The following is a 16,112-nucleotide window of genomic DNA, read 5'->3' on the forward strand; positions in this document are numbered from 1 at the left end:
AAAAGCAGGTCCGCGACAAAGGCTACGCAGCTTAGGGGGTATTCGTCATGCTTTTTCGAATTATGGCGGCGCTGCCGTTCATCGGCATTCTCATCGGCATTCCATTTGTCAATCAGGTTGATCCGCTCATCCTCGGCATGCCGTTCGTGCTCGCGTGGATCGTGATCTGGATCGTGTTGAGCGCGATCATCATGGGGATCATCTATCGGCTGGATCCGGCCAACCGCCACGCCGTCAACGAAGCCGGGGAGGCCCGCTCATGAGCAGCGCCCTACTCATCATCATTGCGGTGACCGTGCTGGCGCTCTATCTGGGCGTGCGTGCACGGCGCGGTCACGACATGAATCTCGAGCAATGGACTGTCGGCGGCCGCAGCTTCGGCACGGCGTTCGTATTCCTCCTGATGGCCGGAGAAATCTACACAACCTTCACTTTCCTGGGCGGCAGCGGCTTCGCCTATGGCAAGGGCGCGCCGGTCTACTACATTCTCGCTTACGGAACCCTCGCCTACATCCTCTCGTACTGGATGCTGCCGCCGATCTGGCGCTACGCGAAAAAACATCGGCTCGTCTCCCAACCCCATTACTTCGCGCGCAAATACGACAGCCCCGCGCTCGGCGTGCTGGTCGCGGTGGTCGGCGTGGTCGCGCTGATCCCCTATCTCGTACTGCAGCTCAAGGGCCTTGGCATCATCGTGGCGACGACATCGTATGGCGTGATATCGCCGACCGTCGCCGTCTGGATCGGCGCGCTTGTCGTCACCGCTTACGTCATCCTGTCGGGCGTACGGGGCTCGGCGTGGAATTCCGTCGTGAAGGACGTCCTGATCCTGAGCGTCGTGCTGGTGCTGGGCATCTACCTGCCCTATCACCTTTACGGCGGCATCGGCCCGATGTTCCATGCGATCGATGCCGCGAAGCCCGGCTTCCTCACCTTCCCGGCGAAGGGATCGAGCGTGGCGTGGTTCCAGTCCACGGTGCTGCTGACGGCGCTTGGCTTCTTCATGTGGCCGCACACATTTGGTTCGGTGTATACGGCTCGCGATGAACGGATCTTCCGGCGCAACGCGATCATCCTGCCTGTCTATCAATTGATCCTGCTGTTCGTGTTCTTCGTGGGATTCGCTGCCACGCTCAAGGTGCCGGGCCTGAAAGGCGGTGACATCGACCTGTCGCTGTTCCGTCTGTCCATCCAGAGTTTCGATCCCTGGATCGTCGGTGTGATCGGCGCCGCCGGCGTGCTGACGGCGCTCGTTCCCGGCTCGATGATCCTTACCTCGGCGGCGACCCTGCTTGCAAACGACGTATATCGAGGCGCGATGAACCGTCAGGCATCCGATGCGTTTGTCGGCCGGCTTGCACGCTGGCTCGTGCCTGTCGTGGCCCTCGTCGCCATCTGGTTCACGCTGCAGGGTGGCAACACGATCGTCTCGCTGCTGCTGATGGGCTATAGCTTCGTGACCCAACTGTTTCCCGCCTTGATCGCCAGCCTGATGCATCGAAGCCGTGCGACGAAACAGGGCGCAATGGGCGGGATCATCGCAGGCGTGGCCGTTGTCGTGGTGACTACTACGATGCACCTGGGCATCGGACAGATGTTTCCGTTCCTCCCCGATGCGGCGAAGGACATCAATATCGGTTTCCTCGCGCTGGCGTTGAATATCATCGTGTTCGTGGTCGTCAGTGCGCTTACGCAACCGCGCGTGGCAAGCGGCGCCGCACATGAAACCGACGGCGCGCTGCGTTGAGTGGCGTTCGGTTTGATCTGCCGCTGCGTTCATTGCGACCGTAACCAACACAGTCAATATGGACGCTGATGAACCCGTCAACTCGCAGAAGCAAGCAGCTCGCCCGGTGCTTGTCTGGGACGTGCCAACGAGGTTGTTTCACTGGCTGGTCGTCGTGCTGGTGGCGGTCGCCTATGCGAGCGCGAAGCTGAACTGGATGGACTGGCACGTCCGGATTGGCGAGGTGCTGCTGGCGCTGGTGCTGTTCCGCTTGCTATGGGGTTTCTTCGGCAGCGAGACCGCGCGGTTTCATGGCTTTCTGCGCGCACCCGCCGCCGCGTGGCGCCATCTGCGCCACGTATTCCAGCGCGAAGCCGACCTGCAGGTGGGCCATAACCCCGCCGGCGGGTGGATGGTCCTGCTGCTGCTGGCCTTGCTGCTGGGCGAGACACTCAGCGGGCTTTACGTCAACAACGATGTGGCGGACGACGGGCCTTTAACCCAATGGGTTCCCGCGTGGGCCGCCAACGCCATCACGGCGCTGCACACAATCCTCTGGGACGCTTTGCTGGCGGCCGTGGCCCTGCACCTGCTGGCTATCGCGTTATACGCGATAGCCAAGGGCCACAACCTGCTGCGCCCCATGCTTACCGGCCGCAAGCTTCTGCCCGCGCGCATCAATTCGCCACGGCCGGCATCAGCCATGCTGGCGCTGCTTTTGCTGATTGTCAGCGCCGTGGCAACAACGCTTCTCGCGACGTATCTCTAAGCGCGATGCCGGCCGATCTCAGTTTGCCTTGGGCGGTAACACCTGCCCGCGGATTTCGCCGGCGGGATGATCCTTGGTATGCACGTTGATGTACATCTGACCCGCAAGGAACTCTTGTGCGTCCGCCGGGGACAGCGTAGCGGTGCCGTTGACAGGGCTAGTGACAGCGGCCCCTTTCTCGGACAGCCAGACTTTCACGGGCGCGTTCTTGCCGGACGCGGCGGGACCATGGAAATGCGCCATGGTGGCGTCGCCGGACAGGCCGCTAAAGGTGATGGCCCACGTGACGACCCGCGTATCGGGATCGTAAGAGAGGTTGGCGCTGCCGGTACCCGAGGTCTGGACAGGCGGCACTTGCTGCGCGCCGGTGAGCGGCACGGTAAATGAGACCGGCGCTGCCTGTGCAAACGTCATTGCCCCTGCACACATGGCGCCGACGAGAACCATGAGAGCCCGTCGCGAGATTGAAACACCCATTTGATTATCTCCTGTCGATATCGCCAAGCCGAGCAAGGCTGTTTGCGCTCACTTCATCAAGGCGAGAAAACTCAAACTGGCCCGTTCCTGCAAGCAGTTGATAGGGCCACTCGCCCTACTGCCCCGCACGGTCCAGTACCTGGACAAATTCAGGCTAGATGATGCTCGCACAGGCATGATCTGACAAGCGCGGAAGTCCTTAGGTTCACGGCGTCATCGCGAAGGTCGCGCAGCCTGAGCGCAATGCCGGAATGGCAATGCCTGCCCTCGCCCATTCGCTTCTCGCTACCGCTCAAGCGACCATTGCGCTGTCACAAAAGAGCTTTACGCTAACCGCGCTTTTGGCGAAGCAATGCTTGGTCTATGCCCCCACGGCAACGCAGCTTAGCGGCTAGCGAGAAGCTCGGCGTTCATATCCTTGGCTAAGGAACTCGCTACGGGACTCGCGCCAGCACAGCCGTTTTCCGGCATTGAATCAATCCGCGTCCGACGTGAGCACGCTCGTCTTTGAATCGAGACTCGATATAGAAGCGCAGCACCAAAGCAACGCCGTTAATCTCAGTCAATCGCCAGCGATGCGTTGGTATTCCCCCGCATTGCTGAATATCGCGATGATGTGCGAGATTGCAGAGGGTCCCGCGGCGGTGAGATCGCCGGTTGCATCATTTTGATTTGATTTTCAAAGCTCCCTTGCATGGCGACATATTGAGCTTGCGCGACAAGAAGCGGCGGGCGCGGAGATCGACTTTACAGTTCTTTCGAAAAATAAGAGGCTTGCATGTCCAGCGAGAAAGCAGCGGAAATTGCGGCACGGCTTGATCGGCTGCCACCCTCGCGTACTGTCTGGACCATGGTGATCCTGATTTCGCTTGGTGGTGTGTTCGAGTTCTATGACCTCTTCTTCACGGGCTACGTCGCGCCAGGCATGGTTCAGTCCGGGTTATTCAAGCCGGAGTCGCTAGGCTTCTTCGCGGCCCTCCAGCCCCTCGCGGTGGCGGGTTTCGGCACCTTTGTCTTTGCCACCTTTGCGGGACTGTGGGTTGGCACGCTGGTGCTGGGTTACGTGGCGGACCGGTTTGGACGTCGCCTGATCTTCACGTACTCACTACTTTGGTACATGGTCTGCACGGTGATCATGGCATTCCAGCACTCCGGATTCGCACTCGATATCTGGCGCTTTATCGCGGGCATCGGGATTGGTGTCGAGCTGGTCACGATCGACACGTACATCTCCGAGCTAATTCCCAGCCAGGAGCGCGGCCGCGCATACGCGATGAACCAGTTCATCACCTTCGCCGTCGTGCCGGTGGTTGCATTTCTTGCCTATGCGCTGAACGGGACGCAGCCGCTTGGCCTCGACTATTGGCGAGTGGTGATCCTGATCGGGTCGGTTGGCGCCGTGGCCGTCTGGATCTTGCGTCGCCATATTCCGGAAAGCCCCCGTTGGCTCGCGCGTCATGGCCGGATCGATGAAGCTGAGGCTATCGTTGCGGACATCGAACGCCGGGTCGCCGCCGAGAAAGGCATTAGCCTGCCGCCGCCGCAAGCAGTCGCGCCCGAGAAAGAAGGACGCGGCTCGCTCAAGGAAATCTTCGCGCCGGGTTACCGGCGCAGGACGATCATTCTGTCGATCTTCAACATGGCCCAGGTGATCGGCTTCTATGGCTTCGCTGCGTGGGTACCGACCCTGCTGATCCATCGCGGCATCCATGTCACGGCGAGCCTGGGATATGCATTCGTCATTGCGATTGCCAACCCCTTCGGTCCGCTACTGGGTATGTTGTTCGCTGACAAGATAGAACGGAAAACGCAGATCTGCGGCGGCCTCATCACGATGGGCATCGTCATCGCGATATTTTCCCAGGTCTCCGCTCCATGGCTGCTGATCGGGCTCGGCGTAGTGTTCACGCTGGCCTCGAACATCATGTCCTATGCCTACCACGGCTATCAGGCCGAACTCTATCCGACCCGCGTGCGCGCCCGCGCTATCGGCTTTGTCTATTCCTGGAGCCGGATTTCCGCAGCCTTCGCAGGGCTCGCGATCGGCATCCTGTTGCAGGGGTATGGTGTGGCCGGGGTCGCGGTCTTTATCGCCATGTCCATGCTCGTGGGAATCTGCATGATCCTGCTTGGACCCTCCACCAGAGGACTGGCGCTAGAGACAATCAATCATTGAGTGCTGCGCGGGCAATGTGGATCGGGGCTTGCGCCTGCCAGTAATCAGCGATCGACGATCGATGTCGACCAAGGCAGCGGGCCTGATGAAGCTGGTCAAGTTCTCTCAGGCCGATAATGTTAAGGATACCTTTAAATATTGTCGGGTCAATCTAAGTACAATCCGTCACTCAAGTCAGATGACCACATCGAGCAATGACGCTCCATGTGGTCACTGCCGTCTGTCGCTCACCCATGCCTTTTCGCCGTCAAGTATCCATCGGTCAAAGAACGCCTAAGCCGGCCTGAAAAATTTCAAAGTCTTCCACGCAATGGGAATTCGATCTGAAATGCGCAATGGTTACCGACCGTGACAAAACGGGTCGGATAGAAAGTTCAGCCGTTAGAATCCGCCTACCCATTGATCGCACGATACGGTTCGGCGCTCCTCTCTCGCATGACACTTCTATCGACTGCAATACGACCAAAGAAGCCGATAAGCAGCTGCGTGTCAGCGGTGCTATTCGCGTTCGGGCTGCTTTGGGCCGTGCCGTCGGACGCGCAGGAATTCTCCGTGTCGGCCGGTACAGGGCGTGCCAACGCGCCAAGCGAGTCGACCTACTCGTGGGGTTTCACCTATCTACAGGCGCTGGACGCGAACAACGCGCTCAGCTACTCGTGGATAAACGAGGGGCATTACACGAATCATCACCGGGATGGTTTCGCGCTCCAATACTGGCGGCGGATCTGGTTCTTTAATGATCGGCTGGCGCTGGCGGGTGGCGTGGGTGGATACAACTACTTCGATACAACAGCTTCCGACGAAGGCAGGCGTTACGCCGATGTGCACGGTTGGGCCTTGATCTATAGCCTCACCGCAACGTGGTACACACGCACACCGTGGTTTTATCAAGCGCGGGTGAACCGTATAGATACATTCCACAGCATCGACACAACAAGTGCAATGCTCAGCGTTGGCTATCAACTCGGCGGAACCAATCATGCCGGCAGCATCCCGGACTATCTTGCACAAGGCTCGGGTAGCCGAAACGAACTCACTGTACTCGCAGGAAAAACCGAAGTGAACAGCCTGCACTCGCCGGGCGCGTTTGCGAAGAGCGTTGAGTATCGCCATGGCTTCGGGTCTTATGTCGACGCTACCGTGACATGGCTGGATGAGGGACCGACCGCGCTTACCCGGCGCAACGGCGTGGCGACCGAGTTATGGGCCAGCCGCGGATTTTTCGACGAGCGGCTCCGGCTCGCAGTGGGTGCCGGGCCGTATGTTGCCATCGATACCTATAAAATCGCGGGCGGCACGAATACGGCCGACAAGGTCTCGGCGCTCGTCACAATGACGGCAAGCTATCAGTTCGCGAGACACTGGCTCGTCCGCGCCTCCTGGAATCGCGTGCTGACAGGCTACAACAAAGATAGCGACGTGTTTCTCGCCGGCATCGGCTACCGTTTCTGAACATGCGGCATCGGCCACGCATGCCGCATGTTTAAACGGTTCCCATCCTCAGAACTTGTGACGCATGCCGAGGATAAACATTTCCTGGCTCGCCGTGCCATTGAAGCCATATGAGCCGATTGACGCCTGCGCCGCCGACGTCGTGCCGTCCGGATTGAGCTGAGTACCGCTGGCATGCTGGTACGCGCCAACCGCGTAAAGATCGGTACGCTTCGACAGCGAATAATCCGCCCCAAGGCTCGCCTGGTTATAGGTGGCCGACGTGTTACCGCTCGCCTTCTCATACGAGTAACCTACGGCAAACAGCATGGCCGGGGTTGCCTGGTAGTTGAGGAACGCATTGCCAATGTTGTACTTCTCGGTGCTCGTGAAGGTTGAATCACCATCATTTTTATATTGCGCATTGCTGTATGAACCGCCGACCGTGAAAGGACCCAGCGCGTACTGAATGGCCGCGCGCGCAATGCCCAGTGATTTTGCTGTCACGTAGCCGCTGTTGATTGCGCCGTCGAAGATTGCGTCCGACGATGAGGTCGGATCCCATCCGGCGCGGAATGCTCCCGCAGTCGGGCTGGGGTTCGTGGCGAGGAAATAACCGGCCGCGATACCGAGGGGACCGTTGTTGTAGGTGAGCGCACCGCTGTAGGTGTACCCCTGCCCCGTGCGGCCGGCCAGACCGCTGAATGCGTACAGCCCTTCGAACTGCAAGCCCGAATAATTGGGCGAGACGTACTTCACGGCATTGGATACGCGCAAGCTATTGTCATAGTTGTCCACGTCACCCGGGGTCGCGAAAATACTCCCAAAATAATTGTCGCCGGTGAGCGGCTGAACCATGTCAACAAGCGGATCGTATTGCCGGCCAAGCGTCACCGTGCCCCAACTGTCACCCGACAGGCCCACAAACGCCTGACGCCCGAATTCGCGACCGCCCTGGCCTAACTGGCCCGTGCCAATATCAAAGCCATTCTCCAAATCGAAGATCGCCTTGATACCGCCACCGAGATCTTCGGAACCCTTCAAGCCCCAGCGATCACCCGACAACGTCCCATCGATAAAACCCCAGCGGCCGCCGTCACTGGTTTTTACGTAACCGACGCCCGCATCGATTGTTCCGTACAAGGTAACGCTGGACTGCGCCTGTACGCCACCTGCTACGCCAAGGAGCGCCAATGAGATCACGCTTAGAGAACTCTTCTTCATTTCTTTCTCCACGCTAAGACACGGGAAAGGCATTCGGTTTATACCGTATTTGGAAATAATCCGGCCATCCGAATGAGAGAAAATTATTTTGATTGGTATGCCTAAAGAGATTGGAAATAAACAAAACGAAAAACGAACGTCAAGGCACTGTAATGGAGAGAGACCGCAAGCAAGCTCACGGTCTCAAGCTCGCACTGAAAATGTTTGGCAACAACTTTCGTGGAGAACGCGAGCCGAAGTTAATCTAGTCCAAAAAAAGAACTAGTTCAATACCACGTACATAATCAAATGTTGTTTTCTGGTACTGGTAGTCACGCGTTGAAGTCGCGGAACAAAGATTGCTTCGAGGCTTGTCTTTTGGCTCTCGCGATCCTTTGGGGTTTATCGACTGGATGAATTGCACCATTCTGGAGCGTTTTCGCGTCCCCGGGAAATGATCCCGCTCAGAATTTATGCGGGTCCCGATCCGGACAATGATTGGCGATTGCTGTTCGACGCGGCCGTCACATCAATCTGGTGAACTTGCAGACCCGCAATCAGCGTTGTTCCAGCCGACGCTGTTGCATGCCCCGCCCGGGGCATGTTCAATGCGTATTCAATGAGCGCTCGATACTGCCGACGGATCGAATCCGGCCGCTACAAGCGCCTGATGCAGCGTCTCCAGGATGTGCGATTCTCCCAGCACCGCGGTGATTCCGTGCCGGTCCATATCGGCTCGCAGATACTGGTTGACGCGCGCAAACAGCACGTTGACGCCGCGCTGCTTCAGACTCTCGCAGAATTCAGCGAGCGTGCGGGCCGCCGAATAGTCGAGGTCAGTGATCGCGCCCGCATCGACGATGAACCAGTGGACCTTCGTGGGTGCGCGATCGAGCAGGCGGCGCACGTCGTCGACGAAAAAATGATCGTTCGCGAAAAACAGGTCGGCGCCAAATCGATAAACAATCAACCCGGGCGCGGTTTCGGTGCCCGGCGTGGCAGGCACCGGTACCCAGCGACCCCCGGCCGCCGGCGTGGGCGCAAGCATCATGGTGTGCGGATGATAGCTATGACGCACATGGCGCAGCAACGACAACGCAACCGCCAGCAGTATCCCGTCCTCAACACCGATCACCACCACCGCCAGGGCCGTGACGAGCGCCAGCGTGAGTTCTCCGGGGCTCTCACGACGGATGGCGTAAAGGCTCTTCACGTCGATCAGCCCGATCGCGATCGTGAACACAATGCCCGCCAGCACGCAGTGCGGAAGATACTGCAGCCACTTGCTGAAGAACAGCAACACCACCCCGACCACAACCGCAAACACCACTTGCGCGAACTGGCTGCGTGCGCCGGCGCGATCGGCCATGGCGGTCTGGGTCGGACTGCCGTTGACCACGAACGCGCCGCTCACGGCCGCCACCGCGTTCGCTGCTGCTATTCCCAGGATGTCCGCATCGGCGTCCACGGGTTCGTTATAACGCTCCGCAAACACGCGGCCCGCCGCGACGCTTTGCGCAATGATCATCACGAAGCACGAGGCGGCCACGGGTAACAGGTCGAGTATCTGTTGCCAGGTGGCAAGCGGGAAGCCTAGTGCGGGCAGTCCGCCGGCAACGGGCCCCACGACCGAGATGCCATGCCCGGCGAAGTCGTAGACATAACTTGCCGCAATGCCGCCGATCACGGCGAACATGGCGACCGGAAGACGCGGCAGCAAGCGCTTGAAAACGAGAATACAGGTCACGACTGCGGCCGATATACCCAGCGTTGGCAGCGAAACGCGAGCAAGATTAAGCGCTATCGATTCGATCTGTCCCAGTGTCCGCGACGACCCTGGGGACACGCCAAGCATGTCGCCCAGCATCGCGACGCCGACCTGAATGCCGACGCCGGCCAGGAAACCCAGCAAGACAGTGCGCGACAGGAAATCGGCCAGGAAACCGAGCTTGAAGATCCGGGCGATCAGTAGCAACCCGGCCGTCAGCAGCGCAACGACCCCTGCAAGCGCCATGTATTGCGCGCTTCCGGCCGTGGCCATGGTCGACAGGTGGCTTGCAAAAATAGTCGCTGTTGCAGAGTCTGCGGCCACGACCAGATGGCGGGACGCGCCGAACAGAGCGAAGGCAAGCAGCGGCAAAAACGCCGTGTAAAGACCGGTCACGGCCGGCATTCCCGCTATGCGGGCATAACCCAGCACTTGCGGGATATCCATTGACGCAAGGGTCACGCCGGCCAGGAGATCGCGGAGTGCAGCACCGCGGCCAAGCGGCAACACGCCCCTTAACAACTTAAAGCGCATTGTGCGTCCCCGAACGATGTTGCATCCAATACTGCGATAAAAATGAAGGTGTCATTGGCGCATCGTGCCGCAAGTTGATTTGGAAGAGCAAGGTTTCTTGATGACGGTGTTGCAAGGCTTGACGCCATTGCCGCACGTTCTGGGCATTAGAAAAGCGCCGTGTTATAAAACGGGCTCGTATTGGAGGTGGGTCGCGACGAGGGCGACATGCAGATGAGCTTTCTGAAACGAGGCGGGTTTTGCGTTCATTACATGACACTGTGTCTTGCCTGGACCGCACGGACGCTTCTGCAAGCCAAGGCTGACGCGTCACCCTGCCTGCGGCTTTCAGTCAGACCGTCCGTGACATCCCTGCTCGTTCTCGTGCGCGAGTTGTGTCGCGGGTTACACCGCGGGTTACGTCGCCACCTGCTGCCCGCATGCTGTGGGCTCTTGCTTGCTGCCCGTCCCGCTCTGACCCAGGCGCATCCGCACGTGTGGATCAATTATTCGATGGTCGCCCAGACCCAGGGCACGCAGCTAGTGGCCATGCAGCAGACCTGGGTTTTTTCGAAAGGTTTTCCGTTTTCGTTGGTCGGCGATTTTTCCCACATGCCCAAGTCCGGCCCGCTCAACGCCGACTACACGGCGACGTTCAAGGCACAGGCGTTCTCATTGCTCAAGAGCTCGGATTACTTCACCCACGTTTTTGTCGATGGCAAGGCGGTCGCCGTGGGCGAAGCGCGCAACTTCAGTGTCAGCATCGAACAAGGTCATGTTGTGTACCGGTTTCTTTTGCCGCTCGTAAAACCAGTGGACTTCAAGCGTGAGCGAGTGACGCTCGGTGTCTGGGACGATACATTTTTCGTCGACTTTGAAAGTGCGGCGCAGCCCGTATTGACGCTCAGCGCGGGCTCGCCGGGTAACTGCAAGGCGGCCGCGTTCGAGGATCACGATCACCCTATTTTCGGTGGTTCCATCTTTCCTCAAGCGAGCAGACTATCGTGCTGACCTGCTTCGGTAACCGGCGCGGTGGTGGACATCGAACGATGATTGGCTTGTGCCTCGCCGCTACCCTCACGCTTGTGACGCCTGGTGTTATCGCTCAAACCACGGACGTCTTCGGGCGTACGTCGACGGGTGCGCCGAGCGCGGCCAACACCACCGATGCGCCTCGGCCCACGCCGGCAGCCATGCCTTCGATCGTCCGCGATGCCGTCACTGCCAGCATCCACTTGCAAAGCAGGTTGAACGAAAAATTGCAGGAAGCGCTCGCGAACCAGCGCGATGGATCCGGCCTGTTCACCACCTGGATCATCGTGCTGTGTTCGTTCGCGTACGGGGTGTTGCATGCGCTTGGACCCGGGCACGGCAAGATCGTGGTCAGTGCTTATCTGGCGTCGCGCCGGGCACGTTTCGTGGATGCCGCGCTGCTGAGCGGATGGAGCGCACTGGTCCAGTCCTTGTCCGCGATTGTTCTTGTCGGGGGCGCGGCTTGGCTCTCCCGCGAAGGACTGCCCGACATATTGACGCGGGCGTCGAGTCTTGAACTGGCGAGTTACGTTGCGTTGCTCTGCGTGGGTGTCTGGTCGTTATGGGCCGTTGCGACGCGGCGCGATTGTTGCGACACGGATCGCGTGGCGCTCATTCCGAAGAAACGCACGAGCCCGATATCAGAAGGAAGTGCTTCGGGCGATCTGGACGAAGCCCGGTATCTCGGTGCGAGCTTCGCTCAACGGCGTTCGCGTGCACGCTGGGCTAGAACCGGCGTCGAACGCGGAACATCGCGGGCTCGCAGCCGGATATTCCTGACGGGCATGGCAGTCGGTGTACGTCCGTGCGTCGGCGCGATCTTCGTGTTGATTGCGGCCCTCGCCAACCACGTATTTATCGTCGGGGTACTCGCGTCGTTGGCCATGGGAGCAGGCGTCGCTTGCACGGTGCTGGCGATCGGGATGACGAGTTTATCCGTGAACCGGATGGTATCGAACGTAGCTGTTTTCAGGCGACAGAAAGTCGACCGGATTCGTTTCGGCCTGGCGCTTGCCGGCGCCATTTTCATTACGGCGTTCGCGGCATGGCAAGTCTTTGCGCTAGTCTCCGGGACGCAGGCCGCATCGCTCGCGTGAGCGCTGATCGGGCGGCCACATTATATGGGCCAAGAAAAATTTCATACGGGGTTGTGATGCGAATACGCCGTCGGATACGGGCATCGGCTGCTGCGCTATTGCTATTGATCATCGGAGTGGGTGCGTTGTTCACGCCAGTCAGCGCACATGCGGCCGATTGCCATGCCGGCACGCTCGTCACTGTCGTTGCTCACCTAGACGACGACCTGCTCTTCGTCAATCCGGGCATCAGCGACAAGCTTCAGGCGGGCTGGTGCGTCACGACCGTGCACTTGATTGGTGGTGCTAACGGTGCGAATTTCGACTACGTGAAGCTGCGCGAAAAAGGCACGCGTCTCGCTTATGCGCGCATGGCGGGCGTAGCGGATGACTGGATCGAATCCACCGTCATGTTCGCCGGCAAACCCGTGCACCAGATGGTGCTGAAACAGCAGCCGAGGGTAACCCTGCTGGAACTGCGGATGCCGGGTGGTGCGGTACGCGGTGGCAAGGTGCCGCTGGGTCTGATGTGGGACCAGGGCGAGACCATCAACACTTATCCCATCAACAACGACGGCTCCAATGCCACGCACTATGACCGCGCGGAGACGGTCGCCACGCTCAAGCAGATCCTCGCCCCGGCGACCGAGATCTATACGCTCAACCCGGACACCGTGCCGTTCATCGAGCACCCGGATCACATCTATTCCGCACGGATCACGCGCGTGGTGGCCCAGAGCCTCAACCGGAACATTCCGATTGGTTATCACGTCACGTATCCCACCGGCGGCATGCCGAAGAACCTGAGCGGCGGCGAGACCCAGATGAAGCGCGATGACGTGGCGTCCTACTTTGCTATCGATGGTGACGACAATGGCGAGCACGTCTTCGGTGAGTATCAGTGGGACGGCAACTGGGTAGCACGCCGCTACTGGACCGAGTCGAGTTCAAGCGCGGCCGGGCTGGAGTTCCGGCCGCGCTCGAGCAACCTCGTCAACGAGTACTCGAGCCAGTGCCTGACCTCGGCCGGCATGAACGGCAAGCCGACACTCGCCGGTTGCTCGGGCGCGAAGACACAGGACTGGCACTGGCAACCGGTACCGGCCATGCCGGGCACGAAGAACAACTCGCAACTCGTCGATGAATCCACGCAGCAGTGCGTGGCCGAACGCGGCGGCGACCTGATCGAAGAGCGGTGCAATCAGGACGAGGCGGCTCAGAAATGGACGCCGTGGGATTTCGGGCTCGTGTACACCCCGCTCGGTCACTGCCTCGCCGGGCATAACGGTGTGCTGTCGGCCGGGCATTGCTTGTCGCTGACCGCGGAATCGCGATGGGCGCCCACGCCTCATTCGCAATGGACTGACCTGCGCCAGGACGCCGCAATGTACGGCAACGTGCGAGGGACCGTGGACGGTGAGAAGCCTATCAGTACAGTTTATGTCCAGCGGCGCCGGGACGGGCCGGGCTTCAACGTATGGGTAGCAGGCTTTTCGCGGTTGCCGACCGCCGCGCCGTGGTATCTGAACGCAGTGCCATTCAACCCGCATGCCGGCACGCCCACGTGCGCCGGTGACACCCTCTGCTTCGACAGCGTGCGTTTCCTGCTGGGTGACTTCGAAGGCACGGGTCGCGATGACCTGATGGTGATTGCACCACGCAACGGCGGCACGGCTTTCTGGCTGATGCGCAGCACCGGCACGCGCTTCGAAGCGCCGCGTCTCTGGTATCAGACCTCCTCGGCGTTGACGCCTGCCAGCGCACAGCAATACGTAGCCGGAGACTTCGATAGCAGCGGCCGCGCCGGCGTGATGATCGCGCAAAAACGCAGCGACGCCACGCTCGACCTTTGGGTTATCGCCAGCGAGGGGTTGGCCGGGCATACGCCGGCACTCTGGATGAAAGCAAGCGGACTTAGCGCGAACGCGCGCTTCCTGCCGGCTCACGTCGCCGGATCGCAGCACACCGGTTTGATTGCGATAGAAACCGTGAATTCGGCGATGGCCGTGACGCAACTCGCGAGTTCGGGCGGCGCGTTTGCCGGACGCTTGCGCGGTAACACCTATGCGGAATTCGCACCAGCGTTCGCCAAGGTGGTCGCGGGCGACGTGGACGGCGATGGCATCGACGATCTGGTCGTGCTCCAGCCCCGCAGCGATGGACCCGATATCAATGTATGGCGGATGAAGGGCGGCACGATATTGGGCGACGCGGTCAAGGTCGGCACTATTCATGAATCGTCTTATGCCGATGCTGTTCCTGCTCTTGTGAGGCGGGGGCGTGGTGAGACGCTGATGCTCTTCAAGCGCGCGAATGCGAAGCTCGGGGGGTTCTATTTCACTGGGGGGGCGCCGAGTCTTATTGGTTATGATTTGAGTGCTTCGTTTAAGCTGGGGCCGGCGCATGTTTGGGGCGACCTGCCTGGGCTGTTTTCGGAAGCGCTGTGGGTCAATATGCTGGCGCAGTAAGGGGGGCTCGCGCCGGTGGACGGGTTTGGGGGTTTGGCGGGTTTGGGGGTTGGTGGTCGGGGTTGATGCCGGGTTGCTGCTTTCAGCGTTAGTGGTCTGCGAGAGTCGGATTTTCTCTTTATCACTATTAGCCACTGTGCGTGGCGGCACGTCATTTCTTTGTCCAAAGCGACAAAGAAACGAAGCAAAGAAAACGCTTTAACCGCTCTACCCTAAGTGTCCACAGCGTGCAGTTTTCATTCATGGGTGCCCCAAAAGCACGGTGCTCGCCAGAGCGGAGGATGTGTGAACCCCTCCTTCTCCGAACACCGATACCCACACGCTTCGCCACCAGTGATTGAACCTGCCCAAGGGGCACCCCGCGCTATCCGCGTAAGACCTCCCTCCAAATATGACGCGTGGGGAGCCTCGGGACAAAGCGATTGCGTCAGGAAGCTTTTCCGGCGAATATATCTCTCTTGATAACCAGTGACAACCCGGAAAATCTCGCACTTCATGTTAGCAAAACTGATCTGAATGCGGCATCCCTTACCTCCGCTCAATGCGCTACGTGCCTTCGAAGCTGCCGCGCGTCTGGGCAGCTTCAAGGCAGCCGCAACCGAATTACATGTGACTCACGGCGCCGTGAGCCAGCATGTCCGTCTGCTGGAAGAGTGGCTGGGCGCCCCCCTGTTTGAGCGGCATAACCGGCGTGTAGTCCTGACGCCGGCAGCCCGCGCCTACCTCGCTGAAATCGGGCCCGCATTCGAACAGGTCGCTTCCGCGACCGCAAGGTATGGCTATGTAGGTGGCGTATCGCCCCGCGTGCTGCGAGTGAACGGACCCGCCACGTTCGCGTTGCGTTGGCTAGTTCCAAGGCTCGCGGGTTTTCAGTCGCAGCATCCCGGCGTTGAGGTGAGCCTGGAGACGTCGAATGAGCCGGTGGAAGCCCTGCAAGACGCTTACGACATTATCATTCGCGGCGGCCCCGATACATTCTACGGTTATTCAATGCGCCCCTTCTTGTCAGAGGAACGTCTGCCCGTCTGCAGTCCCGCGTTGCTGGATCAACGGCCGCTCAAAACGCCACGTGACCTGATCCATCACACGCTCCTGCATACATCAAGTCTGCCAAGGTTATGGAGCGACTGGCTCGCCCGAGCAGACGTCGCCGATCTCAAACCCGCCACGACGCTGACACTCGATCATTTTTATCTCACGCTGCAAGCCGCACTCGACGGCATAGGCGTGGCAATGGGACCAACCGCCCTGATAGCAGATGACCTGGCATGCGGCCGTCTTGTCGCGCCATTCGCCGGCCCCCTTCTTCCTGCACGCAGTTACTGTACTTATGTGCCGGAAGCTAAGGAAACGGACGCGCTTGTGGTCGCCTTCCGCTCGTGGTTGGAACGAGAAACCAGTACTTAAGCGGTGCGTGGTAAAAACATCAAAAGCCAGCAGGGAATGGATCGTGGAAAGATACGGCTACGTCAT

General features: G+C 59.7%; 12 protein-coding genes. 9 read left to right on the top strand and 3 right to left on the bottom strand.

Going from position 1 to position 16,112, the window contains the following annotated elements:
- The first annotated feature begins 47 nt into the window (after positions 1-47).
- Genes ACSQ36_RS26995 through ACSQ36_RS27005 form a run of 3 tightly spaced genes read left to right on the top strand, consistent with a single transcriptional unit; the run spans position 48 to position 2,495 of the window.
- The gene (locus ACSQ36_RS26995) at positions 48-263 is read left to right on the top strand and encodes a DUF3311 domain-containing protein (protein WP_213768850.1); all 216 of its coding nucleotides are present in this window, start codon (positions 48-50) and stop codon (positions 261-263) included.
- Positions 260-1,747 (top strand): sodium:solute symporter family protein, encoded by a 1,488-nt coding sequence (locus ACSQ36_RS27000; RefSeq protein ID WP_213768851.1) that lies wholly within the window; start codon positions 260-262, stop codon positions 1,745-1,747. The genes ACSQ36_RS26995 and ACSQ36_RS27000 overlap by 4 nt, the downstream gene beginning before the upstream one ends.
- A 58-nt stretch (positions 1,748-1,805) precedes the next feature.
- Entirely contained in the window at positions 1,806-2,495 is a 690-nt protein-coding gene (locus ACSQ36_RS27005) for a cytochrome b/b6 domain-containing protein (protein ID WP_436184328.1), read from the top strand.
- 18 nt (positions 2,496-2,513) lie between these two features.
- Here the strand turns inward: ACSQ36_RS27005 and ACSQ36_RS27010 are convergent, their stop codons facing one another.
- On the bottom strand, positions 2,514-2,972 hold the full coding sequence (locus ACSQ36_RS27010) for a CHRD domain-containing protein (protein ID WP_436184329.1): 459 nt from the start codon (positions 2,970-2,972) through the stop codon (positions 2,514-2,516).
- A gap of 850 nt (positions 2,973-3,822) precedes the next feature.
- Here ACSQ36_RS27010 and ACSQ36_RS27015 point away from each other — a divergent pair.
- Entirely contained in the window at positions 3,823-5,148 is a 1,326-nt protein-coding gene (locus ACSQ36_RS27015; RefSeq protein ID WP_213768862.1) for an MFS transporter, read from the top strand.
- Positions 5,149-5,634: 486 nt separating this feature from the next.
- Positions 5,635-6,600 (top strand): hypothetical protein, encoded by a 966-nt coding sequence (locus tag ACSQ36_RS27020; protein WP_436184330.1) that lies wholly within the window; start codon positions 5,635-5,637, stop codon positions 6,598-6,600.
- A gap of 48 nt (positions 6,601-6,648) precedes the next feature.
- Here the strand turns inward: ACSQ36_RS27020 and ACSQ36_RS27025 are convergent, their stop codons facing one another.
- Together ACSQ36_RS27025 and ACSQ36_RS27030 are read right to left on the bottom strand one after the other, a co-directional pair.
- A complete protein-coding gene (locus tag ACSQ36_RS27025; RefSeq protein WP_213768855.1) occupies positions 6,649-7,803 on the bottom strand; it encodes a porin in 1,155 nt (384 codons plus the stop codon).
- 595 nt (positions 7,804-8,398) lie between these two features.
- A complete protein-coding gene (locus ACSQ36_RS27030; RefSeq protein WP_436184331.1) occupies positions 8,399-10,084 on the bottom strand; it encodes a SulP family inorganic anion transporter in 1,686 nt (561 codons plus the stop codon).
- 207 nt (positions 10,085-10,291) lie between these two features.
- Here ACSQ36_RS27030 and ACSQ36_RS27035 point away from each other — a divergent pair, with 207 nt between their 5' ends.
- The 4 genes from ACSQ36_RS27035 to gcvA all read left to right on the top strand — a co-directional run bounded on the left by ACSQ36_RS27035 (position 10,292) and on the right by gcvA (position 16,046).
- Entirely contained in the window at positions 10,292-11,074 is a 783-nt protein-coding gene (locus ACSQ36_RS27035) for a DUF1007 family protein (RefSeq protein ID WP_436184332.1), read from the top strand.
- Complete coding sequence (locus ACSQ36_RS27040) at positions 11,068-12,192, top strand: nickel/cobalt transporter (protein ID WP_436184333.1); 1,125 nt, start codon at positions 11,068-11,070, stop codon at positions 12,190-12,192. The genes ACSQ36_RS27035 and ACSQ36_RS27040 overlap by 7 nt, the downstream gene beginning before the upstream one ends.
- A gap of 56 nt (positions 12,193-12,248) precedes the next feature.
- On the top strand, positions 12,249-14,639 hold the full coding sequence (locus ACSQ36_RS27045; RefSeq protein WP_436184334.1) for a hypothetical protein: 2,391 nt from the start codon (positions 12,249-12,251) through the stop codon (positions 14,637-14,639).
- A 516-nt stretch (positions 14,640-15,155) separates the two neighbouring features.
- Entirely contained in the window at positions 15,156-16,046 is an 891-nt protein-coding gene (gcvA, locus tag ACSQ36_RS27050; protein ID WP_436184335.1) for a transcriptional regulator GcvA, read from the top strand.
- The last annotated feature ends 66 nt before the right edge of the window (positions 16,047-16,112 follow it).

It is taken from the genome of Caballeronia sp. LjRoot34 (genome assembly GCF_964253815.1).
Lineage (GTDB): Bacteria > Pseudomonadota > Gammaproteobacteria > Burkholderiales > Burkholderiaceae > Caballeronia.

Bases quoted from the DNA above. Each gene is read 5' to 3' on its own strand.
- ACSQ36_RS26995 (WP_213768850.1), top strand. From the start codon at position 48: ATGCTTTTTCGAATTATGGCGGCGCTGCCGTTCATCGGCATTCTCATC.
- ACSQ36_RS27000 (WP_213768851.1), top strand. From the start codon at position 260: ATGAGCAGCGCCCTACTCATCATCATTGCGGTGACCGTGCTGGCGCTC.
- ACSQ36_RS27005 (WP_436184328.1), top strand. From the start codon at position 1,806: ATGGACGCTGATGAACCCGTCAACTCGCAGAAGCAAGCAGCTCGCCCG.
- ACSQ36_RS27010 (WP_436184329.1), bottom strand. From the start codon at position 2,972: ATGGGTGTTTCAATCTCGCGACGGGCTCTCATGGTTCTCGTCGGCGCC.
- ACSQ36_RS27015 (WP_213768862.1), top strand. From the start codon at position 3,823: ATGGTGATCCTGATTTCGCTTGGTGGTGTGTTCGAGTTCTATGACCTC.
- ACSQ36_RS27025 (WP_213768855.1), bottom strand. From the start codon at position 7,803: ATGAAGAAGAGTTCTCTAAGCGTGATCTCATTGGCGCTCCTTGGCGTA.
- ACSQ36_RS27030 (WP_436184331.1), bottom strand. From the start codon at position 10,084: ATGCGCTTTAAGTTGTTAAGGGGCGTGTTGCCGCTTGGCCGCGGTGCT.
- ACSQ36_RS27035 (WP_436184332.1), top strand. From the start codon at position 10,292: ATGCAGATGAGCTTTCTGAAACGAGGCGGGTTTTGCGTTCATTACATG.
- ACSQ36_RS27045 (WP_436184334.1), top strand. From the start codon at position 12,249: ATGCGAATACGCCGTCGGATACGGGCATCGGCTGCTGCGCTATTGCTA.
- gcvA (WP_436184335.1), top strand. From the start codon at position 15,156: ATGCGGCATCCCTTACCTCCGCTCAATGCGCTACGTGCCTTCGAAGCT.